This window comes from Bacillus oleivorans, from assembly GCF_900207585.1.
GTDB lineage: Bacteria > Bacillota > Bacilli > Bacillales > JC228 > Bacillus_BF > Bacillus_BF oleivorans.
Genome location: NZ_OAOP01000002.1, coordinates 207,747 through 231,329 on the forward strand (window position 1 = coordinate 207,747; position 23,583 = coordinate 231,329).

The following is a 23,583-nucleotide window of genomic DNA, read 5'->3' on the forward strand; positions in this document are numbered from 1 at the left end:
TTTACGCTCCAGGCGCTTGCTTTCCGCGGGGCGGGCGGTGAGCCTCCTCGTCGCTTACGCTCCTGCGGGGTCTCACCTGTCCCGCTGCTCCCGCAGGAGTCAAGCACCTTCCACTCCAATCAACAGGGTGTAAAATTATATTGCATTAGCGATGACACAAAAATGGTCTCTCAAAACAGGCAGCCTCTTTTTTTTGCCTTATTAACAATTTTCAACATCTAAATCAGTAACTGGCCACCAATGGAAACCGTCTTTATCTAATAATTCAATCGCTTTCTTTGGCCCCATTGAGCCAGACTGATAGTTTGGAAAAGAAGGTTCTTTCGTTTCCTCCCAAGCTTTGGCGATCGGATCGATGTAGGTCCAGGATAACGCTACTTCATCCCAATGCGCAAAGTTCGTAGCATCTCCTCTGAGACAGTCATATAAAAGTTTTTCATAAGCTTCAGGTGTATTCATTCCATCTGTGCTTTTATTGGAGAAATTAAGCTTAATCGGTGTAGCATCCATAAACTGGCCAGCTTTTTTAGCATTGAGATGGAGAGTAATTCCTTCTTCAGGCTGAATATGAATCACCAATAAATTGGGATTTAGTGTTTCCTCTGTTTTCAAATATAAATTCATCGGAATGTCTTTAAATTGAACCACAATCTTGGTTGACTTTTCCGTTAGGCGCTTCCCTGTTCGAATGTAAAAAGGCACACCTGCCCACCTAAAGTTATCGATCATAAGTTTTCCGGCTACAAATGTTTCAGTATTGGAATTGGGATCGACATGATCTTCCTCTCGATAAGCAATTACAGCCTTCTCTTTACTCACGCCCGCATCGTATTGTCCTCTGATAAATGATTTCGCAATTTCATTACCTGTAATGGGTCTTAACGCTCTTAACACTTTTACCTTTTCACTTCTAATTTCATGGGTGTTTAACCGGATCGGAGGCTCCATCGCAAGCAGTGCCACCATTTGCAGCATGTGGTTTTGTACCATATCTCTTAAAGCACCGCTGCCTTCGTAATAACGTCCGCGGTCTTCGACTCCTAAGGTTTCGCTGGAGGTGACTTGGATGTTAGAAATAAAACGGTTATTCCAGAGCGGTTCAAAAATCGCATTGGCAAAACGGATAACTTCGATATTCTGAACCATTTCCTTGCCAAGATAATGGTCAATCCGATAGATTTCTTCCTCGTCAAAGGCTTGGCGGATATGATCATTTAATTCTTTCGCTGAGGCAAAATCATGTCCGAAAGGCTTCTCGATGATAAGACGGTTAAAACCGAATGCTGACTTTAGATTCTTTTTATAAAGAGATTCGGCAATGGTTTCGAAAAATTGCGGGGCCATCGCTAAGTAAAAGATCCGGTTGCCGCCTATATGATAATGTTCGTCCAATTGATCAATCAGTGATTTAAGCTTAGAAAACTCGTCTGTATTCGCAACATCCAACGATATGTAGTAAAAATGAGAGATAAATTCATCAAGCTCTTCCTCGGGTCCCACATGGTCAAGAATTGATTCTTTAACTTGATTATGGAATTCCTCCGTAGACAGCTCTCTTCTTGCAGTTCCGACAACTGCAAATTTTGGATTGAGCCTGTCCTTTTTAAATAAATGATAAATAGAAGGAAAAAGCTTACGATTGGCTAAATCGCCAGTTGCTCCAAAAATGGTTATAAGTGCAGATGGTTGGTTCTCGGACAATGTTGTTCCCTCGCTTCTTCATTCTTATGTAAAGTTTTCCGCTATTATGTAATAACAATCCAATATCTTATTATGTTTTGATAAAATTTGACACTTATTCGAGATTTTTCCCGTATAAATGTTATCCTTTTCTCTGAGGAAACGCAAATATATTCGCAGAAAAATTGTTATTTAACCTTAGTTAAAGGAATATATGTAATTTATGAAATATTTTAATGTAAATATTTCATAAATTTATTGTTTCTGGATATTTTTTCATGTAAGATTGATGGAGTAAGCGAGTCAAATACAAGAGGTGAGTGAAAATGGGTGTACAATTGAAAAAGGTTACCAAAACATATCAGTCGGGTGAATTAAAAGTAAAAGCTTTAAAAGATGTGGAAGTTGAAATTCCTGATGCGAAAATGGTCGTTCTGTTAGGCCCATCTGGTTCAGGCAAATCCACATTATTAAATATAATTGGTGGAATCGATCAGCCTGACGAAGGAATGGTTTCTGTGAATGGCTGGGATATAGCCAAAGCTACAGACAAAAAGCTTACTCAATTCCGAAGAGAAGAAGTCGGCTTTATTTTTCAGGCATATAACTTAATTCCTAGTCTGACAGTTTATGAGAATGTTGAAGTTGGAGCACAAATTAGTAAAAATCCCCTTTCCATTGAAGAAGTGTTAGAAGGGGTTGGAATGCTAGATAAAAAAGATAAATTTCCGCATCAGCTAAGCGGCGGGGAGCAGCAGCGGACAGCGATTGCCCGAGCTATTATAAAAAATCCTTCTATTCTTTTATGTGATGAACCTACAGGAGCTTTGGATGAAACAACAGGAAAAATGGTGCTAGAGTTATTACAGAAAGTTCAGGAACAGTATGGAACAACTATTTTAATTATCACGCATAATCCAGGCATAAGTGAAATTGCTCATATCATACTAAAAATGAAAAGCGGTGAAATTGTTTCTCAAACGGAGAATAACGAGCCGATTCCAGCGAAGCAGGTGAATTGGGTATGAGTCTGCAAAGAGGGGTATTTCGTACAGTTTGGAAGAGAAAAGTTCAGTCGATTGGGGCTATCCTTCTCCTTTTCATTGCTGTTATGCTCTATATTATGATGACTAATTCTCTTTCAAGCTTAGATAAAAGCTACCGGATTTTTAATGAGGATTACGTTCAGGAAGACTTTCATTTTATTGCCGCAAACAAAATAGAAGAATCACAAGCTGATAGATTAGAAGAAGAATTGTCGATACAGCTTGAAAAACGGTCTTTCGCAGATGTTTCATTAGAAGGGGAAGAAACATTAAGAATTTTAACTGTGTCAAATGAAGTGAATCTCCCCTATGTTTCCGAGGGGGAGCTGCCTCAATCTGAGAATGAGATTGCTTTATCAGAAAAATTCGCAGGGTTACTAAGTTTGAATGTAGGAGAATTGATTCACTTCAATGGAGAGTCTTACACGATATCGGGTCTTGTCTATTTGCCTGATTATGTATACCCTGTTGAAAATGAAGCCAATCTTTTATCAATGCCGGGTTCCTTTGGTGTGAGTGTAATGACAGAAGCAGGGTTAGCTGCTACTGGATTGCCCTTGATCACTCAGTATATGGGGGTCATCGAACAAAATACCGACCTCACTAAACTGAAGAAGGAAATTAATGATGTTGTACCTGTTTTAAAATGGGTCAACGCTAGTGAAAATCCTGGCATTTCCACTTTTGAAACAGAGGTAGAAGGTTCCAAAAGCTTTTCCGCCCTGCTGCCTTTGATTATTACACTTTTGGCGATCATGATGGTTACATTGCTTGCAGCGAAGCAGATCGAATGGGAACGGAAACAGATCGGAACTTTAAAGGCATTGGGATTTACTAAAGGAGAATTATTAAAAGCTTACATCTCTTTACCCTTATTAGTAGGACTGGCAGGTACAATATTAGGAGGTGCAGCAGGGTGGCTGCTTTCTACTCCGGTTCAGGTTTTGTATACCGACTTTTATCATATTCCGCCAATTACATCAGTCGGAAATCCGTTTATATTTTTATGGGCCATCACAGTCCCAGTCTTTTTAATCCTTTTGATTAGCGGGATCGCAATCTATCGAAAAGTTTCGAGTGACCTGCTCTCTTTAATGAAAGGTTCCGCTTCAGGCGAACTGAAGCAAAATACTCTGCAAGGAAATTGGGTTGTTTCCCGTTTTTCTAATTTTCAAACGAAGTATCGGATTCGTGCGCTGCTTCGCAGCAAGAGCCGTGTGTTTTATATGCTGGTTGGTTCTATTTTTTCATCAGTCACGTTACTATTCGGATTTTTGAGCATGAATTCGATGGATACACTTTTTACAGATACCTATCAAAATGTAAATAAATATAATTATGCTGTTCATTACAGTGGTATTCAAACCGATCAGCGTTTGACAGACGATGAACCGTTTACATTAATTCAGGCAGAGTTGGACTCAATAAAAGATAATGATCAGGAGAAATCTGTTGCACACCAAACCGTGGCTTTTTATGGGGTTGACCCTTCAGTTACTCTAGTGGATCTTTCAGTTGGTGAAACCAATGGTGATATTGCCAAAGCTTTAGCTGGCGGAGTCATAATCAACCAAGTGGTTGCATACACCCATGATTTAGAAGTTGGTGATGAAATCTCTCTGATCAGCTCGACCAATAGTGAGGCCATGACTTTTGCAATTACTGGGATCGTTGAATCATACACCGGCGCTTCTATTTATACAGACAGGGCTGTTTTAAATGAGTTGGCTGGGTTTCCTGAACATACGTATACAGGAAAATGGACAATGGAAGAGCCAGACGATCAAAGTGCCATTTTTATGATGGAAGATAAAACAGAAATTGTCGATTCATTTGAAAGCATGATGGGACCATCGCGATACTCGATTTTGATTACTGCAGGAATAGCGATCTTTATTGGGGTATTAATTATGTCATTGTTGACAAATATGATTTTAGAAGAAAATACGTACACGATCTCTATGCTAAAAGTATTGGGATATGAAAATAAAGCAGTCGCAAAAATGGTATTAAATCTTTATACGGCAGTAGTGATTGTTGGATACCTTCTTTCCATTCCGCTTTCACTGATGGCAATGGAGAGTATTGTGAAATATTTAGCCGGCGAAACCAGCTTCGCCCTGCCGGTAGAGTTAAGTCCGATATGGCTAGCCGCAGGGCTTCTCATTATGCTGTTAACCTATCAATTATCGCTGTTTGTTTCCAAACGGAAGATCGGTAAAATTTCGCTTCAAGAAGTTATGACACGTCAAGACTAATGAATATGGTATGATGTTATCAAGCCGAGCTCGTATACGAGTTCGGCTTGGTTGATATTAGAAAGTCGAGGTAGTTCTCATGGAATTATTATTTTTAGGGACAGGTTCCGGAGTCCCTTCGAAAATGCGTAATGTTACCTCTATTGCACTTAAGCTGTTAGCGGAAAGAGGGACGGTGTGGTTATTTGACTGTGGAGAAGCAACCCAGCATCAAATTTTACATACGAGTTTAAAACCAAGAAAAATTGAAAAAATCTTTATTACCCATTTGCATGGCGATCATATTTTCGGATTACCCGGTTTACTAGGCAGCCGTTCGTTTCAGGGTGGCGTCGATCGCCTAACGGTCTATGGACCCGAAGGGATTAAAGAGTATATTGAAACAAGTCTTCGTCTTTCTGGAACACATCTTAACTATCCATTACACATAGAAGAATTTACGAGCGGGATTATTTTTGAAGATGAATGCTGGCAAGTAAAAGTCTTACCGCTTCAACATGGAATGCCTTCCTATGGATTTCGAGTTACTGAAAAAGATCAGCCTGGTCCGCTATTAGTTGATAAATTAAAAGAAATTGGCATCGAACCCGGCCCAATCTATCAACAGTTAAAAAATGGAGAATCAGTCGAATATGAAGGGAAAATTCTAGACGGGAAGGATTTTGTCGGTCCTGCCATTAAAGGAAGAATTGTTACTATTTTAGGAGACACGGTTCCATGTCAGACAGCAATTGAGTTAAGCCAAAATGCCAATATCGTTGTACATGAAGCCACATTTTCTGCAGATGCAGAAGAAATGGCCAGAAATTATTTTCACTCGACAACTAAACAGGCAGCCTTAGTTGCTAGTGAGGCTAATGCTGGAAAACTGTGTATGACCCATTTTAGTGCCCGCTTTCAATTTGAAGATTTGCCAGAGTTAACAAAGGAAGCGGAGCAATATTTTCCCGATGTCGTTGCTGCTTATGATTTCTTGGAGATTGAAGTGCTTAGGCAATGATCATTAAAGGGAATCGTTGATAAAAGGATTAGAGTTATTGATAAATCTGTTTGACCCGTTGATTAGTGGACTGGATTCGTTGATAGTTACGCTACATTTGTTGATAAACGGACAAAAACGGTTGATAGCCTCGCTCGATTCGTCCATAAACAAGCTCGAAACCGTTTCTGCTTTCGTTCCATAAGCAAATATGACCAAACTATGACCAAACCATGAATAAATAAAGAAAGATTTCAATAAGAGTTGATTCTTAAAAGTTTACGTTTTATGTTGAAACTAAAATTTCTGATTAGATTAAAGAAAAGGGGGAGGCATCAAATGAAAATTTTAGTCATTGAAGATAATCAAAGTGTCTGTTCAATGATTGAGATGTTCTTTTCGAAGGAAGGGATTGATGGTGAGTTTGTCAATAATGGAATACAAGGGTATGACTGTTATAAAACAGATCATTGGGATTTGCTCATCATCGATTGGATGCTCCCCGGAATGGATGGAGTCACGCTTTGCCGGAAGATACGGGAAGAGAATAAGGAGATTCCGATTATAATGCTTACTGCGAAGGACAGTGAGTCCGATCAGGTACTTGGACTTGAGATGGGGGCTGATGATTATGTCACTAAACCTTTTAGTCCGTTAGCGCTAATGGCTAGAATTAAGGCAGTTAGCAGAAGATATAAGCAGGCTCATCACGAAGAGGGAATCAGCCAATCTCCCTATAAAACGAAGTTCCTGAGAGTAAATAAAGAAACAAGAGAGGTATACCTTAAGGATCACCTAATTACAAATCTAACACCGAAGGAATTTGATTTGCTTTATTTTTTTGTGAAGCATCCCCGTCAAGTATTTTCAAGAGAACAGCTTTTAGAACGAGTATGGGGCTATCAATTTTATGGGGACGAACGAACGGTTGATGTCCATATAAAAAGGCTGCGAAAAAAATTAGAGAACTATTCATACACCCTTTTCCATACTGTCTGGGGAGTCGGCTATAAATTTGAAGAAACGGTTGAAAAGGATGAAAATTAAATATTTTTATCAGCAAATTATTAGTCATATTAGTGTCATTGTTGTCGCGTTTTTAGTTTTGAGCCTGCTTTTTACCCAGTACATGGAGAGGATTGTCTATGAAAATAAAGCAGATGAATTAATTACGTATGGAGAAAATATTCTTTGGGAATTTGATAGGACGCTATTCGGAAGAGAGAATATTTTAAATCAGTATTATCATGTCCTAAATGACCGTGATATTTTATTTGCCGTTTTTGATGATAAAAGCACAATCCTTTATGCGGGAGATTGGTTTATCACGAAAGACAGACTTACCGAGAGGGAGTGGAATCTATTAAAATCTGGAAAAATTGTTGAAGTCAGACAGGATCTTAAACGATTTGAACAAGATGTCTCCCTTGTGGCTTTGCCCTATTTTAAAAATGGAGTGTTTCTCGGCGGTATATTATTAATCTCTCCGATTAGCGGCACGAGAGAAATGATCAGTGAAATGAATCAGTTTTTATCGATTGCTGTTCTAATTGCTTTAGCTGCTTCTTTATTGCTAAGCTCGCTGTTATCTTATATTCACGTTAAACGAATTACACGAATAAGAAAGGCAACCTCCTTAGTTGCATCAGGTGACTATTCTGTTCATCTTCCATCCTCGACCTTCGATGAGATTGGAGAATTATCTAATGATTTCAATCAAATGGTAAAAAAATTAAATGACTCGATGGAAGAGATTAAAAGCTTAGAAAACAGAAGAAGACAATTTATGTCGGATGTATCGCATGAATTAAGAACGCCGCTGACCACGATTCGAGGCGTGATAGAAGGCTTGAATAATGACATGATCCCTGAAGAGAAAAAGGAGAAAGGGATTCAATTAGTTAGTCAGGAAACGAATCGCCTTATTCGCCTTGTAAATGAAAATCTGGATTATGACAAAATCAGGTCGAATCAAGTAAAGCTTTATAAAGTAGATATCCAACTGTCTGAAGTGATGGAAATAATCAAAGAACAATTACAGTTTCAGGCGGATGAAAAAAACAATCAGATCATGGTAGATGTACAAGAAGATCTGATTGTTCATGCTGATTATGATCGACTGATTCAAATTTTAATAAATATCACGAAAAACAGTATTCAATTTACTGAGGATGGAACGATCTACCTTCGCGGTAAATCAGCTGATAAAGAGACTGTTATAGAAATTGAAGACACAGGTATTGGAATCGATCCGCAAGAGGTAGAAAAAATTTGGGACCGTTTCTATAGAGCAGATATATCTAGAAAAACAAATCCGTATGGAGAATTCGGGTTAGGATTATCGATTGTAAAACAGCTTGTTCTTCTTCACAATGGATCGATTAAAGTAACTAGTGAAAAAGGAAAAGGAACGAAGTTTGTGATTCGTTTTCCACTTCTAAATAAAAAATAATGATGAACAGCAGCTGCAGGTTTCCATGCAGCTGCTTTTATATTTTATATAATGATTGCGCTCCAATCAGAGAGAGACTGCTCCAAAAGAGAGAAAATTGCTCGAATCGAAGGTGGGGTGCTCCAAAAAGAGAGTAAGCTGCTCGAAAAAAAGGGGGAGCCGCTCAAATAGAGAAAAAACTGCTCTAAACGAATAAGTAGCGCTCCAATCCACGGATTTCCGCTCCAAAAAGTTGGAAGTTTAACCCCTCCATCAACACCTGCAAAGTTCAGAAATTCATTTTTCCGTTAACCTATCTCTTTCCTCATTCCGACTCTGTCTATAAACTTTCCCCGTCTTTTAAAAGTTTGTTCATAGTTTGGTCATATTTTCTAGGTAATCTTTTAATGTACACAAAAGAAATAGCTCGTTTTCACCTTGTTCAAGGCATAGATATTTCTACAAGGGAGGCACAGATATGGTTCAAATGGACAATGATTATCAAGTTTCAACCGAAAATGAAAATCAAGTAGAAGTACCAGCGGGTAAAAGAGAACAGCAAATAAATGAGATCAGGCGAAACGGAAAAGGCAAGGCATTTTTATCTTCGTTAACTGCAGGAGTTATTGGTTCTGCTCTGACTCTTGGTGTTGTTTCCTACACCGATTCATTTTCAGCAGAAAAAGCTGCAAATAACGAAACTGCAGCTTCCAATGAGATTGCAACAAATTCTGATTCGATCCAGACCACTCAAGTTTCTAATGGAAATGCATCGATAGCAGATATTGTGGAGAAGGCTTCTCAGGCAATTGTTGGGATTGTTAATATCCAGCAGCAAAGAAATTATTTTTCTAACAGCAGTCAAAGTGTCGAAAGCGGTACAGGATCAGGTATTATTTTTCGGAAGGAAGGGGATCGTGCCTATATTGTCACCAACAATCATGTGATAGAAGGAGCCAACGAAGTAGAAGTTTCCCTGCATAATGGCGAAAAAACTTCTGCTAAGTTAGTGGGGGCCGATGCATTGACAGACCTTGCTGTACTTGAAATTGATGCTGAACACGTAACAACGGTTGTTGACTTTGGTGATTCATCTACATTACGTCCTGGCGATCAGGTGTTAGCGATCGGGAATCCGCTTGGGCTCGATTTATCACGCACCGTAACACAAGGGATTGTCAGTGCGGTTGACAGGTCGATTACAGTATCAACATCTGCTGGCGAGTGGGATTTAAATGTAATCCAGACTGATGCTGCGATTAATCCCGGAAATAGTGGCGGAGCATTGATTAATACAAAGGGTGAAGTCATTGGGATCAATAGCTTAAAAATTTCGGAAAACGGTGTAGAAGGGCTTGGGTTCGCAATCCCGAGCAATGATTTTATCCCGATTGTTAATGAGATTATCGAGAATGGAGAAGTTGTACGTCCTTATCTTGGGGTTAGCTTGGCAAGCATAGAAGAAATACCGCGTATGTATATACAGGATTTGCCTGAAGATATAACAGCAGGAGCAGTTGTCGTAAATATCGACCCAGAATCTTCCGCGGCAAGAGCAGGAATAAAAGTCCAAGATGTGATTGTCTCTATAAACGGAGAAAAGGTGGAAAACTCCAATGATCTAAGAAAATATTTATATACTAAGCTAGATGTAGGAGATGAAGTAGAACTGGGCATTTATCGTGATGGAGAACCAACAGCTGTGACCTTAACTTTAACAAGTGATCAGCAGGGAATATAAAAGAATCGAAGCCAAAAAAGGAGATTACAATGAAAAAAGTTATTTTTATTATACTCGGAATGATGGTGATGCTCACAGTTATTTTGGGAGTAGCCTTTTCAAGAGATAAAGCAGTAGCCAGTGTCAATGGAAATGATATTTCAGAGGATGAACTCTATGATCTGTTAGTTACACAATACGGCAATAGTGCCCTGGATTTACTGATAACGAATGAAATTATCGAATTAGAAAGCGAAAAACAAAATGTTTCCGTTTCGGCTGAAGAGATAAATGAAGAAGTCCAGGTTTTAATGGATTCATATGGCGGAGAAGAAAATTTTAATATGGTATTAGAATCAAGCGGGGTCTCCTTAGATTCACTCAAAAGTGACATTAAAACTTACCTGCTTACAGAAAAGTTGATGGCACCACAAATTGAGATTACAGAGGAAGAAATGCAAACTTACTTTGAAGAAAATAAAGATATGTTTGCCCAGGCAGAACAAGTTGAAGCAAGTCATATTTTAGTAGAGGATGAAGCAACTGCTCAAGAAGTCAAGGAAAAACTGGATTCAGGCGAGGATTTTGCGGCGTTAGCACAAGAATATTCCACAGATACTGCTAATGCTGAGGCGGGTGGTGACCTTGGCTTCTTTGGAAGAGGAGAAATGGCAGAAGCCTTTGAAGAGGCAGCTTTCTCACTCGAAGTCAATCAAGTTAGTGATCCAGTTGAAACAGAGCATGGTTTCCATATTATAAAAGTTACAGATAAGCAGGAGGCAAAAGAGGCCAATTTTGAGGAAAGTAAAGAAGAAATCGAACAAACGCTGTTTGATGAAGAAGTTTCTGCCCAATATTCCACATGGTTGGAAAGTCTAAAAGGCGACTATGAAATTGAAACCTTTCTAAAGTAGGCAACATTGCTTATTTACCTAAAAACGAAAGTGGCGATTATTTGGACAGAGATGAAGTCACAGTGAAAATTGAAGCATTAAGACAGAGACTAATCGATACAGCGTCTTATAAAGGAATTCAGTCGCCTGAAACCTTAAAGATTAGCCGTGAATTAGATCGGGTCTTAAATCAGGTTATGGAAGAAAAAACATTAGCGAAAAAATCTTAATCATGATTTCCCCCTATAAAGTTTAAATAAATGAAGAAGTCACCTGTTCGGTGACTTCTTTTGTGATCCATATGTTATTGCCAGCCTCGCTCGTACTGAACAGGTCCTTCTATTTCCTCACCGAGTTCTTTCGCCGCAGTTCGCGGCCAGTATGGATCGCGCAATAGCTCCCTTGCCAGAAAAATTAAGTCAGCCCGGTCATTTTGCAGGATTTCTTCCGCTTGTGCGGCTTTTGTAATCAGGCCAACAGCTCCTGTATCGATTTCTGCCCCATGTTTGATTGTTTCTGCTAATTTTACCTGATACCCCGGAAAGGCCTTAATTTTAGCTGGTACGATAGCTCCTGAACTGACGTCAATGAGGTCCACATCCTGTTCTTTCATCCAGCGGCAAAACGTAACGTAATCTTCCACATCCAAACCTTCATTGTGATAGTCTTTGGCGGATACCCTAACAAACAGCGGACCATCCCAAATCGACCGAATCACATCTATGACTTCTCTTAATAAACGATAGCGATTTTCCGCAGTTCCTCCATATTCATCTGTCCGCATATTTGAAAGCGGGGAAAGAAATTGGTTAATTAAGTATCCATGGGCTCCATGAATTTCTAATATGTCAAAGCCAGCCCGGATGGCACGCTGTGCTCCTTCTTTGAAAGCGCCAACAACCTCGGCAATTTCGTCCTTTGATAGCTCTTTAGGAGTTTTGAAATTTTCATTAAATGGAAGCGCAGATGCTGAATAAATGTCCCCATCTACTGTGGCTTTTCTTCCTGCATGTGCGAGCTGAATGCTCGTTTTCGCTCCGTGTTCCTTCATCAAGGATACTAGCTTTGCTAATCCTTCTACATGATCGTCTGACCAAATCCCTAAATCCTGAGGTGAAATGCGGCCTTGCGGAGTTACAGCGGTCGCCTCAACCATAATCAGGCCTACTTGACCTACAGCACGGCTAGTGTAGTGAGTATAATGCCAGTTTTGCACCATCCCATCTTCTTCATGTGAAGAGTACATACACATCGGTGACATCACAATTCTATTCTTTAACGTAACACCTTTTACCGTATATGGAGAAAATAACTTCGTTTTCATCAATGTAGCCTCCTTTATGTGGGATTCCTATATACAAAAAAAAGTATAGCAAGTTTCTGGTCAAAATTGAAATTTTTTGCAAGAGTGATGATGCCTATTATTATCATAGATTAATAACTTGAAAAACTACAAATGAACTTATATAATGAAATTATAAATGAATACTTTACCTTTTATTAAAGGGGAGTAGCTGTGCAATAAAAGTCGTCATTACGGGATTTGATCCTCGGCTTTGTTGGCAACTAGGACGTTGTTAGCGAGACCTTTACTTCAGTGTAGAGGTCTCTTTTTATATGGCCTTTACCTGATCGGGTAAAGGTCATTTTTTATATAAATCTTTTACAAGCTAAGTTGTCAAACAAAGATTGGAGGAGAGCAAATGGAATTATCATTGTTAGCAGAGTACGGCTGGGTATTGCTAGTCTTAGTTGCGTTAGAGGGACTATTGGCCGCCGATAATGCATTAGTGCTTGCCATTATGGTCAAGCATTTACCGGAGGAAGAACGAAAAAAAGCCTTGTTCTACGGATTGGCTGGTGCTTTTATCCTGCGTTTCTTAGCATTATTCGCGATTTCGTTTCTCGTCAATGTCTGGCAGGTTCAGGCAATCGGTGCGCTTTATCTTCTCTTTATCGCCATTAACCATATCTTCCGTAAAGCAGTGGTGAAAAAGACGGAGAAGAAGGATGAGGTATTCGCAAAAGGCGGGTTATGGGCAACTGTATTTAAAGTAGAGTTAGCAGATATGGCGTTTGCGGTTGATTCTATTTTAGCTGCAGTAGCGTTAGCCATGGCACTGCCAAGTACACCGCTCCCGACTATTGGCGGTTTGGACGGGGGGCAATTTATTGTGATCTTTGCAGGCGGTGTGATCGGTTTAATCATCATGCGTTTTGCAGCCAACTTCTTTGTTAAATTGCTGCAAGAGCGACCAGGTTTGGAAATTGCCGCCTTCCTGATCGTGGGCTGGGTAGGCATTAAATTAGCCGTCCATACCCTTTCCCATCCAAGCCTGGGTGTCCTTTCAGAACACTTTGCAGAATCGCCTGAATGGAAATTTACTTTTTATGTTGTTCTTGTATTGATCGCTCTAGGCGGATGGCTTTTCTCAAGGCCGAAAGTAACTGAGGCAGTACAAGAAGGCAATAGAAGCTTATAATTTTACAATCATTATTTATGGAAATCGGGCATCTCCCTGAAGAAGGAGAAACACATGAGTTTCATCATCTTCACTTTGATATTATAAAAGTAGAGGATTTCACCTTAAAAACAGATTAAAATAACGAACAAAACCTATCAGTATTAGTAAAAAAGATGAGCATTTGAGTCCTGCTCATCTTTTTTTAGATAGAGACATTTATTTTACGTATTCTTTACCGAGTTTTTTAGATTGCCGGGTTGCTTCTTTTATGCAGGAAACGAGTGCTTCTTTTACATGAAGCGATTCGAGCACCTTTAATCCTGCCTCGGTTGTTCCACCTGGACTGGTCACGGCTTTTCTTAAAGCAGCTGGCTCTTTTTTTGTCTGATTCAGCATTTCGCCCGCCCCCATTAAGGTTTGGATAATAAATGTTTTAGCGATTTGTTCATCCAGCCCTAACTCTTTTGCAGATTGTTCGAAAGCTTCGACAATATAGTAAATGTAGGCTGGTCCGCTGCCAGAAAGTCCCGTTATAGCATCTAATTTTTCTTCGTGTACAACCGCTGTAACGCCAATACTTGAAAAAAGCTGAACGACATCCTCTACTTCTTCCTGACTCACCAAATGATTATGAGCGATCGCTGTTGCTGATTTCCCGATCGCGGCAGACGTATTTGGCATAGCCCGAACAATCTTAACGCCTTCACCAAGCGTGTTTTCAATTGTTTCAATTGGTATGCCAGCCAACACAGAGATAATGAGTGATCCCGTTTTTACAAAAGGTTTTATTTTTTCTAATGCCTCATGAGCATCCTTTGGCTTCATCGCTAAAAGAATAAATGAGGCATCCGTAAGTATTTCATCTAGATCATATGTCGTTTGCACATTGTATTTTTCTTTTAAATATTGGAGGCGCTGATGGTCTTGTTTGTTCGTCACGAAGAGGGAAGCTGGAGAAACTAGACCCCGCCCTAATACTCCTTCTATGATCGATTCAGCCATTGAACCAGCGCCAATACATGCAATCTTCTCCATTGTTCTTCCTCCTTCAACTAGTTATAAAATAATCCAATAAAAAAAGCTTTCCATCCAATAAAGGACGAAAAGCTGTGCTTCCGTGGTACCACCTTTGTTCTCTCAAATTGAGAGCAACTCCATTGACGTGTAACGTGCGTCAGCCGTTCAGGTTGTCCTGAAACGCTCATAAGGTAGGTTCAATAAAACAGTGGATGGTGAAGTCTTTCAGCCCCGGTTGGACTTCACTCTCTTTCATCATGTTTTATTTACTGGCCTTACTCATTGCCGTAAATATAAGTTTAACGATATTATATGAGATTATGCTAAAAAGTTGACCTGTTTGTCAAGGGTTTTATCAAGTTTATTTTTATGACAAAATATACAAAATGCAGTACAATAAAATGAATGATTATTCATTTTTTAGAGGAAGGCAGCTGAAATATGTTGGGAAACTGGCACGAAGGAATTGCACAAATTACACTTCCTACCCCGTTTGCGGTTGGAGATGTTCATGCTTATTTGATAAAGGGGGATGCCCTGACTTTAGTGGATGCCGGTGCTTTAACAAATGAAGCCTGGGATGTAATGCAAAAATACTTTAGCGAGTTGGGGATTACACTTCATGATATTGATCAAATTGTTCTGACCCACCATCATCCGGATCATGTAGGCTTGGTAGAAAAATTTCCGCAAACGACACCTATATTAGCTCATCCCGCTGCAGACAGATGGCTATACCGGACAAAAGAATTTACGGATTTTCATCGGGAAATATTTGCAGAGTGGTTTACTGAGTTTGGTGTTCCCGAGGAGTTTTCCTTTTATTTGGATCAATTAATGAGCCCGCTTAACTATTCTTGTCAGCGAAAGCTGGATATCCCGTTAACGGATGGAATGACTCTTCCTTTAGAAAATGATTGGGTGATATTAGAGACGCCTGGACATGCGACGAGCCATATTAGTTTGTATCGGGAAAAAGATCAGACTCTTATTGGCGGAGATGTGCTTCTGAACCATATCTCTTCCAACCCGATCTTGGAGCCCCCATTTAATAAGGGCCGGGACCGCCATAAACCTTTGTTAGATTATATACATACGTTAGAAGACCTCTCAGATCTCAATCCCAGCATCGTGTATCCGGGTCATGGCGATATAATCAAAGGCGGGGTTTATGACTTAGTCGAAAAAAGGTTGAAAGCTCAAGAAGAACGGGCTTTCAAGGTATGGAGCATGCTTAAGGAGAACGAGGACTTGTCTGTATTTGAAATATGTCAAAAGCTGTTTCCTCATGCCTATAAAACACAGCTCCCCCTTACTATTTCTGAAACGGTTGGGCAATTAGATTATATAGAGGCTAAATTACAGATAAAGGATTGATATGATACATGCTAAATGATCGGCTTAAAGGTAAAAATGTGGTTATTACTGGAGCATCATCAGGGATTGGTGCTAAAATGGCATTTCTATGTGCAAAAAGCGGAGCAAACGTGATTATATTAGCTAGGTCTTGGGACAAGCTCCAAAATTTAAAACAGGAGATCGAAACGGATCACCAGGTCACTGTAAGGGCTTATAAGTTAGATGTATCAAATATTGATGAGATTCAAAAGGTTTTTGCAGAAATTATAGCTGACGTTCATCATGTTGATGTTCTCGTTAACAATGCGGGCTTTGGCATATTTGACACGGTGGAAGAGGCTAAACTCGACGATGCAAAAGCCATGTTTGAAACCAATGTAATCGGACTAATCGGGTGTACCAAAATGGTGCTCCCGAATATGAAAGCAAGAAGACAAGGACATATCATTAACGTTGCATCGATTGCCGGTAAAATTGCAACACCTAAATCTAGTGTTTATTCGGCTTCTAAACATGCTGTTCTCGGGTTCACCAATGCCCTTAGGATGGAAGTAGCGGATGAAGGGATTTTTGTGACCTCAGTAAACCCGGGCCCAATCGAAACTAACTTTTTTAATATTGCTGATCAAAGCGGATCCTATGTGAAAAACGTGCAAAAGTTTATACTCTCCAGTGATCAGGTTGCCGCGGCAGTCGTAAAAAGAATGCTTAGCCGGACAAGGGAAATCAACTTACCGCGCTGGATGAATTTAGGTGATGTCTTTTTCACTCTTTTTCCTAGTACTTTTGAGAGACTTGGCAAAAAAGCTATCTTCAAAAAATAGTGTAACAAATGAAGGGAACCCTTCGTCAAACTAAGTAAAGAGGCCTTAGGAGGGTTTATATATGTTAAAAAAGGGGATTATCGGGATTGCGGCTGTCCTGTTTTTGGCAGGATGCGGAACTGCCCGGGATACAACTTCCGGAGATGGAGGAGATTATCGTGAGTCAGAACCCATGTTTATTACGGATCTTTTAACTGAAGGAGAGATGAAAAGGGTTCTGATTAAGGATATCATCTATGGCATTGAAGAACAGACCGCGATCGTGAATGATAAGGGAGAAGAACTTACCTTTGAAGATTTAGAGCTCGGCATGCGTGTCATTCCTGAATCAACCGGTCCAATATTAGAATCATACCCTGGCCAAACGGGCGCCAAAAAAATAATTGTTTTGACGGATGATGAAAGTAAGGCCGAAGCTGAAATCGTTCGATTAGTCGTCGATGAGATCGAAAATGAGGGGTTAGAGTCATTTACGATTGTCCGGGAATTTAAGAAAACCGAGACAGGATATGAGATTCATGTAGATGTTTCCACTGGTTCTGAGCCGAATCGGGTTTATGTTTACGATACGGCTGCGAAAAAGCTTGAGCTTCAGCCCTAAAACCAAGAAAAATGTCAGCCCGCTATTTTGGCGGGTTGTTTTATTTTGAAACAGGGGTGAAACAGGGGGACGGTTCTTGCGTTTCACTTTGGAATGGAACATGGGGACGGTTCTTGCGTTTCACTTTGTAACGGACATCAGTTCCGCTATTTGTGAAAAAATACGGGATTTTAGAAATTATAGGACATAGGTTCCTTTATTAAGGTAAATATCAGTGATTTTTAAGAAAAATTCGGTAAATAACGGATCGTATGTCCTATCACATCATCGAAACAGGGATAATTGTTGAAATAACGGATCCTATGTCCGCAAATGTCAGCTGCGTCCAATTATGTGAGGAGGTCGCTCAATAATTCGAGATTCGCGTCCAATTATGTGAGGAGGTCGCTCAATAATTCAAGATTCGCGCCCATTATGTGAGGAGGTCGCCCAATAATTCGAGATTCGCGCCCAATTATGTGAGGAGGTCGCCCAATAATTCGAATTTGCGCCCAATTATGTCCGGTGCGCGCCCATTTATCTGAGATATCCGCCCAATAATTCGGATTCTCACCCATTAACCTAAGATGCAACCCAATTATTCAAGTTTTGAGCCCGATAAGCCCTAGCATTCCCTAAGCTTGCCCCCTATACATTCGCATCACTCGTTATATACTCATACACCACATCTTCCACAAGCTCATATAACTCATTTGCGTTCGCCTGTGTTTTCCTTTCTATAATTCGATCATACATAATTTCGTAATCCTCATCCCTGATTTCCCAGCCATCTACCCCTGATATATAGGGAATTAACGCGTCGTCAATCATTTTGTATATAAATTTTTTATCCAATTGCCACACCTCTCCCTGTATTATACAGATCAAACCGAAAAATCCACCATAAAATTTCCATTGAATCCGAACGTATATTCCCCTACAATAATACATATAATGAATAGGAACATATGTTTGGTTAAATTTGGAGGAGAAGAACAGATGGTTGATTACAGCTTGTTTCCGAGGAAACAGATATTATGCATCGATATGAAGAGCTTTTATGCAAGCTGCTCGGCCGTCATAGAAGGGTTGGATCCTCTTACCTGTTACCTGGCTGTTGTCGGTGATGTCGACCGTCAGGGAAGTATCGTATTGGCAGCCTCCCCCCGTTTGAAAAGTGAGTTTGGGATAAAAACAGGATGCCGGCGCTTTGAAATTCCTAATGATCCGCGGATCGAGATAGTCGAGCCGAAAATGTCCACCTATCTCCGGCTTTCAACTGAGATTACCCGGCTCTTTCACCGCTATGTGCCAAAGGAAGCGATTCATACGTATAGCGTCGATGAAAGTTTTCTGCAGCTAGACGGGGCTAACCATCTTTGGGGTGATGCGAAAACAGTCGCCTATCAAATCAGAGACGAATTAGAGCGTGAATTTCAGCTCCCCTGTGCCATCGGAATTGGCCCGAACATGCTTCTGGCCAAGCTTTGCTTAGACTTAGAGGCGAAAAAGAAGGTCGTAGCAGAGTGGAGATATGAAGATGTAGCCGAAAAGCTTTGGCCCGTGACACCTTTAAGGGAAATGTGGGGAATTGGCCGGAGAATGGAAAAAAGACTAAACAGCATGGGGATTTTTACAGTCGGGCAACTTGCTAATTATGACTTAGAACGCCTTGAAGCAAAGTTTGGCATCATGGGAAATCAGCTATACCACCATGCCTGGGGCATCGATTTATCAGAAATTGGCGCCCCGATTATGGAGGGGCAAATTAGCTTTGGCAAAAGCCAAATTTTGCTTCGTGACTATACCGATGAGGCGGAGGTGAAGCATGTTATTTTAGAAATTTGCGAGGAGGTGGCGAGAAGAGCACGTACCCATAAAATGGCAGGCCGGACGATTAGCCTCAGCGTTGGGTACAGCAAAGATGAATTTGGCGGCGGTTTTCACCGCTCCCGTTCGATTCCAGAGCCGACCAATGTGACAATGGAGCTTTACCGGGTATGTTTAGAACTGTTTCATGAGAATTTTGAGAAAAAAACAGTTCGTCAGCTGGCGGTGACACTTTCAAATATAGTGCCGGACGAGAGCATGCAATTAAACTTGTTTGACCCGGATCAACCGAAACGCCGGGAGTTAGGGTACGCCATGGATCTGATTCGCCGCCGTCACGGCTCGGGTGCGCTGCTTCGGGCCGTTTCCTATACACCAGGAGGGACTGCCGTTTTTCGCTCTAAGCTGGTAGGCGGTCACAAATCATAACGGAAGAAGGAAGAAACGGATGCTTCGAGATCGCGGACGAATTAAATGGACATCGATGATGCTGCCGGAACACGTAAAGCTCTTGCGTGACTGGGCAGAAGAAGACAAATATGAAACACCAAAAGAGCTAGATGAACAACAGCTGGAACACATGAATCAGCTGTTGGAAGAAGCGATTGCAAGTGACTATCCTTTGCTGGTTACTTATTTTGAAAACCATCATTACCAGACAGTAAAAGGGCAGGTTTACAAAGTCGATCCTTATCAGCATCGTTTATATCTCAAAGGAGAAAATGAAGAGGTTGTCCTCATTCCTTTCGAAAGAATCGGGCAGATTGCCGCGGTTTGAATAAGGAAGGGGGCAACCCTTTTTTAATTTATACTTTAAGAATTATTTGAGTATGAGTGTTCACATCCCCCTAAAGTCTATGATGTTCATGAAGGGGGATGAATTGTAAAAATATTCTGTGCATTATTGAGTGAATCATATATAATTTTCGTATCAACAAACAAGGAGGAACTTTCAATGAAAAACATGACATATCAATCCGTTCAAACATATAAGGGTGGAACACGTTCTTAAATGTAAACGGTGTACCCCCTTATATGTGTTTATTTAAATAACACAAAAAGGGGTAACTTATGGATTTTCCAATTAAAAAATTTTTATCATATTACAAACCGTATTTAAAGTTGTATCTTTTAGTATTGGTGTGCGCCTTTATCGTATCGGGTATGACTTTGGTATTCCCGTTACTCGTCAGGTATATAACGAAAGAGGTTCTTGAGGGAGACTTGGCAAACGCCCTAAGTGAGGTTTATTGGATTGGCGGGCTGATGCTTGTTTTAGTAGCAATTGAGAATATTGGGAACTATTTTGTTGACTATAAAGGGCATGAAGTTGGTGCTCGAATGGAAAGTGATATGCGCAGTGAGCTGTTCGCACACATGCAAAAACTTTCCTTCAGCTTTTACGATAAGGAAAACACAGGCCAGCTCATGTCGAGAATTACGAACGATTTGCTGCTGCTTTCCGAATTATACCATCACGGCCCGGAAGACTATCTCAAATATTTGGTCCGCTTTGTTGGGGCGTTTGTAATTTTATTCTTTATTAATGCACCATTGACGATTGTAGTATTCTGTTTCCTGCCGTTGTTAGGAGCCATTTCGCTATTTTTTAATAAGATTGAAAACAGGGCATTAAGAAGAAACAAAGAAAGGATTGGGGACATAAACGCACAGGTAGAGGATAGTCTGTCAGGAATCCGCGTAGTAAAATCGTTTGCTAACGAGCACGTTGAGATTGGGAAGTTTAACCGGGAAAATAATCGTTTCCTTGATAGCAGAAAAATATTTTATAAGACTGAAGCTAAGTTTTATAATGGGGTACAAACGATTATCCAACTGATTACGGTGACAGTCATTATCTTTGGCAGTACCAGTATCGTCAACAACACATTGGATTTAGCGGATTTGATCACTTTTTTACTGTATATCAACTTTATGATTGAGCCGATTCAAAAACTGACTCATATGAGCACACAATTTCAAGAAGGAATTACTGGCTTCCAGCGATTTATGGAAATCATGAATTTAAAACCCTCAATCGAAGACAATCCGAATGCTGTGACTCTGGCAGAAGTTCACGGTGAAATAGAATTCAAAAATGTATCCTTCCGTTACGATGACCATTTGAACCATGTCTTGGAAAACCTGTCTCTCCGTATACAACCAGGAGAGTATGTAGCGTTGGTTGGTCCGTCTGGTACGGGAAAAACGACATTTTGCTCGCTCATCCCCCGCTTTTATGAAGTTACAGATGGAGAAATATTACTGGACGGGATAAACGTCCGTACTATCGACCTGCAGTCTTTAAGAAAAAGTATTGGAATTGTACAGCAAGATGTTTATCTCTTCACGGGAACGGTTATGGAAAATATTCGTTACGGAAATCCACAAGCCAGCGATGAAGAAATTATAAATGCATCTAAGCATGCGAACGCACACGACTTTATCATGAACTTGCCAAACGGGTATCACTCTGAAATTGGTCAACGTGGAGTCAAACTTTCTGGTGGCCAAAAACAAAGACTAAGCATAGCCCGTGTATTCTTAAAGAACCCACCCGTTCTTATTTTAGATGAGGCAACAAGCGCATTAGATAATGAGAGCGAAAGCATCATTAAGAAATCACTCGAAATGTTGGCAAAAGGGCGTACAACGATTGTTATTGCTCATCGCCTTTCAACTATCCGCAATGCAGGGCGGATTATCGTATTAACTGAGGATGGTATTGTAGAGCAAGGTACACACGATGCGTTACTTGCAAACGATGGAGCCTATTCACACCTGTACACTAAGCAGTTTGAATTCACATCATAATCTTCTTTAAATAAATCGGCTCTCATTTAAAAAGGGCCGATTTATTTTTTAGCTTAGAATCTAATCGGGTCTCAGGGCTTCGCGGTTATACATATTTGTTACTATAGCAAAAGTTGAGGACCGCCTCAGGTGGCTCTTAAGTAACAAATTCCAATCCCTACCATTGGAATCGGAATAAATGGACATCCTATTCACTCTTCCCTATAATAGAAAAGGTGTGAGCCCATTACCGGAGGAAAAGGAGAACAGCATCGTGATTTCATTACATAATGTTTGCAAAAGCTATAAGCAAGACAAAAAATGTTATGAAGCGATTCGAGATGTATCTTTAACCGTTAATCAGGGAGACATCTATGGAATTATCGGGCAAAGCGGTGCTGGGAAATCTACGCTGCTGAGACTGATGAATTTATTAGAAAAACCGGATGAGGGAGCAGTACTGGTTCATAACCAAGACTTAACAAGGCTCCCCGGCAGGCAGCTGCGGAAAGCCCGGCAATCAATCGGGATGATTTTTCAGCATTTTAATCTCGTTTCTAATAAAACGGTTTTTGATAATGTGTTAGTTTCATTGGAATTAGCCAGGTTTCCGAAAAGTGAAAGAAACGAACGGGTCCTAGAAAGTCTTAAATTTGTCGGCCTTGAAAAGGAATGGGATAAATACCCGGCTCAATTAAGCGGCGGTCAGAAACAGCGGGTTGCGATTGCCAGAGCCCTTGCAAACCGTCCAACTATTCTATTATGTGATGAACCGACGTCAGCGCTTGACCCAAACACAACTGCTGAAATTTTAGAAGTACTCCAGACTATTAATCAAAAACTTGGAGTTACGATTGTAATCGTTAGTCATGAAATGGGTGTTATCACGAGTATTTGCAACCGGGTATCCATTATGGAAAACGGTGCGATTTATAAAACAGTAGATGTGAAGCCAAGGGGAGTAACGACTCCGAGCAAAAATCCAGACTGGTTTTTACAGCAATTACAAGAGGATGGTGATAGACATCATGCCTGAAATCTTGGTACAGTATCAGTCGGAGATATGGCAATCTATTGGAGAAACCTTTATTATGGTGGGTGCATCTGTTTTAGCCGCGATTCTTTTGGGACTGCCAGTCGGAACTTTACTATTTTTATGCCGGAAAGGGCAATTGCTTGAAAATCAATCAGTTTTTTCGGCACTGAATTTATTTGTAAACATTGTCCGGTCCTTTCCCTTTTTATTATTTGTCGTCTTTCTGATTCCTTTTACTAGATTAATAGTAGGAACCGCAATCGGAACGGCTGCAGCGACAGTACCTTTAGCAATCATGGCGATCGCCTATTACTCTCGTTTAGTGGAACAGGCCTTATTGGATGTTCCGAAAGGTGTAATTGAAGCTGCGATTTCAATGGGGGCATCCGTTAGAGAGGTTATTTTCAAGTTTATTTATGTAGAGGCAAGGTCAGGTTTAGTTCTCGGTTTAACGACATCTGCCATCAGTTTTATCTCCTATTCAACGATAATGGGAGTAGTTGGCGGAGGAGGAATTGGGGACTTTGCAATCAGATATGGATATCAAAGATTTGAAACTGAACTTATGATTTATTTAATTATTATCATGATCTTCTTTGTCCAAATGATTCAATTTACCGGGACAACGATCTCGAGAAAACTAGATAAACGATAAAATACAGCAGGGGGTTT

The 23,583-nt window shown here is 40.3% G+C and carries 21 protein-coding genes; 17 read left to right on the top strand and 4 right to left on the bottom strand.

Annotated elements, in window-relative coordinates:
- Positions 1-201: 201 nt before the first annotated feature.
- Positions 202-1,701, bottom strand: coding sequence for a glucose-6-phosphate dehydrogenase (gene zwf / locus CRO56_RS04505; protein WP_097157421.1), 1,500 nt, complete (start codon positions 1,699-1,701; stop codon positions 202-204).
- A 305-nt stretch (positions 1,702-2,006) separates the two neighbouring features.
- Here zwf and CRO56_RS04510 point away from each other — a divergent pair, with 305 nt between their 5' ends.
- From CRO56_RS04510 to CRO56_RS04545, 8 genes are all read left to right on the top strand, one after another.
- Positions 2,007-2,708, top strand: coding sequence for an ABC transporter ATP-binding protein (locus CRO56_RS04510; RefSeq protein WP_097157422.1), 702 nt, complete (start codon positions 2,007-2,009; stop codon positions 2,706-2,708).
- The gene (locus CRO56_RS04515; protein ID WP_097157423.1) at positions 2,705-4,984 is read left to right on the top strand and encodes an ABC transporter permease; all 2,280 of its coding nucleotides are present in this window, start codon (positions 2,705-2,707) and stop codon (positions 4,982-4,984) included. The genes CRO56_RS04510 and CRO56_RS04515 overlap by 4 nt, the downstream gene beginning before the upstream one ends.
- Positions 4,985-5,063: 79 nt before the next feature.
- Positions 5,064-5,984 carry a ribonuclease Z gene (gene rnz / locus CRO56_RS04520; protein WP_097157424.1) on the top strand — a complete coding sequence of 307 codons (921 nt, stop codon included), beginning with the start codon at positions 5,064-5,066 and terminating at the stop codon, positions 5,982-5,984.
- Positions 5,985-6,302: 318 nt separating this feature from the next.
- The gene (locus CRO56_RS04525) at positions 6,303-7,010 is read left to right on the top strand and encodes a response regulator transcription factor (protein ID WP_097157425.1); all 708 of its coding nucleotides are present in this window, start codon (positions 6,303-6,305) and stop codon (positions 7,008-7,010) included.
- A complete protein-coding gene (locus tag CRO56_RS04530) occupies positions 7,000-8,415 on the top strand; it encodes a sensor histidine kinase (protein ID WP_097157426.1) in 1,416 nt (471 codons plus the stop codon). Before CRO56_RS04525 ends, CRO56_RS04530 begins: the two co-directional genes overlap by 11 nt.
- A 457-nt stretch (positions 8,416-8,872) precedes the next feature.
- On the top strand, positions 8,873-10,135 hold the full coding sequence (locus CRO56_RS04535; protein WP_179714168.1) for a S1C family serine protease: 1,263 nt from the start codon (positions 8,873-8,875) through the stop codon (positions 10,133-10,135).
- Between the two features lie 29 nt (positions 10,136-10,164).
- On the top strand, positions 10,165-11,028 hold the full coding sequence (locus CRO56_RS04540) for a peptidylprolyl isomerase (RefSeq protein WP_179714169.1): 864 nt from the start codon (positions 10,165-10,167) through the stop codon (positions 11,026-11,028).
- Positions 11,029-11,069: 41 nt separating this feature from the next.
- Positions 11,070-11,237, top strand: a complete 168-nt coding sequence (locus CRO56_RS04545; protein WP_097157428.1) for an aspartyl-phosphate phosphatase Spo0E family protein — start codon at positions 11,070-11,072, stop codon at positions 11,235-11,237.
- Positions 11,238-11,311: 74 nt separating this feature from the next.
- Here the strand turns inward: CRO56_RS04545 and namA are convergent, their stop codons facing one another.
- Entirely contained in the window at positions 11,312-12,331 is a 1,020-nt protein-coding gene (gene namA, locus CRO56_RS04550; protein ID WP_097157429.1) for an NADPH dehydrogenase NamA, read from the bottom strand.
- 379 nt (positions 12,332-12,710) lie between these two features.
- Here namA and CRO56_RS04555 point away from each other — a divergent pair, with 379 nt between their 5' ends.
- Entirely contained in the window at positions 12,711-13,490 is a 780-nt protein-coding gene (locus tag CRO56_RS04555) for a TerC family protein (RefSeq protein ID WP_097157430.1), read from the top strand.
- 198 nt (positions 13,491-13,688) lie between these two features.
- Here CRO56_RS04555 and proC read toward each other — a convergent pair whose 3' ends face one another.
- Positions 13,689-14,507 carry a pyrroline-5-carboxylate reductase gene (gene proC, locus CRO56_RS04560; protein ID WP_097157431.1) on the bottom strand — a complete coding sequence of 273 codons (819 nt, stop codon included), beginning with the start codon at positions 14,505-14,507 and terminating at the stop codon, positions 13,689-13,691.
- 423 nt (positions 14,508-14,930) lie between these two features.
- Here proC and CRO56_RS04565 point away from each other — a divergent pair, with 423 nt between their 5' ends.
- From CRO56_RS04565 to CRO56_RS04575, 3 genes are all read left to right on the top strand, one after another.
- Positions 14,931-15,866 carry an MBL fold metallo-hydrolase gene (locus tag CRO56_RS04565; RefSeq protein ID WP_097157432.1) on the top strand — a complete coding sequence of 312 codons (936 nt, stop codon included), beginning with the start codon at positions 14,931-14,933 and terminating at the stop codon, positions 15,864-15,866.
- Between the two features lie 8 nt (positions 15,867-15,874).
- On the top strand, positions 15,875-16,672 hold the full coding sequence (locus tag CRO56_RS04570) for an SDR family NAD(P)-dependent oxidoreductase (protein WP_097157433.1): 798 nt from the start codon (positions 15,875-15,877) through the stop codon (positions 16,670-16,672).
- Between the two features lie 61 nt (positions 16,673-16,733).
- Positions 16,734-17,273: a DUF3221 domain-containing protein gene (locus tag CRO56_RS04575; protein ID WP_097157434.1), complete on the top strand. Its 540-nt coding sequence runs from the start codon at positions 16,734-16,736 to the stop codon at positions 17,271-17,273.
- Positions 17,274-17,900: 627 nt separating this feature from the next.
- Here CRO56_RS04575 and CRO56_RS04580 read toward each other — a convergent pair.
- Positions 17,901-18,107 carry a YqzH family protein gene (locus CRO56_RS04580; RefSeq protein WP_179714170.1) on the bottom strand — a complete coding sequence of 69 codons (207 nt, stop codon included), beginning with the start codon at positions 18,105-18,107 and terminating at the stop codon, positions 17,901-17,903.
- A gap of 144 nt (positions 18,108-18,251) precedes the next feature.
- Here CRO56_RS04580 and CRO56_RS04585 point away from each other — a divergent pair, with 144 nt between their 5' ends.
- The 5 genes from CRO56_RS04585 (at position 18,252) to CRO56_RS04605 (ending at position 23,566) form a co-directional block, all read left to right on the top strand.
- Positions 18,252-19,511, top strand: a complete 1,260-nt coding sequence (locus tag CRO56_RS04585) for a Y-family DNA polymerase (protein WP_097157436.1) — start codon at positions 18,252-18,254, stop codon at positions 19,509-19,511.
- A gap of 19 nt (positions 19,512-19,530) precedes the next feature.
- Complete coding sequence (locus CRO56_RS04590) at positions 19,531-19,860, top strand: YolD-like family protein (protein WP_097157437.1); 330 nt, start codon at positions 19,531-19,533, stop codon at positions 19,858-19,860.
- Positions 19,861-20,153: 293 nt separating this feature from the next.
- Entirely contained in the window at positions 20,154-21,896 is a 1,743-nt protein-coding gene (locus tag CRO56_RS04595) for an ABC transporter ATP-binding protein (protein ID WP_097157438.1), read from the top strand.
- 253 nt (positions 21,897-22,149) lie between these two features.
- Entirely contained in the window at positions 22,150-22,911 is a 762-nt protein-coding gene (locus tag CRO56_RS04600; RefSeq protein WP_245855583.1) for a methionine ABC transporter ATP-binding protein, read from the top strand.
- Positions 22,904-23,566 carry a methionine ABC transporter permease gene (locus CRO56_RS04605; RefSeq protein ID WP_097157440.1) on the top strand — a complete coding sequence of 221 codons (663 nt, stop codon included), beginning with the start codon at positions 22,904-22,906 and terminating at the stop codon, positions 23,564-23,566. Before CRO56_RS04600 ends, CRO56_RS04605 begins: the two co-directional genes overlap by 8 nt.
- Positions 23,567-23,583: the final 17 nt, after the last annotated feature.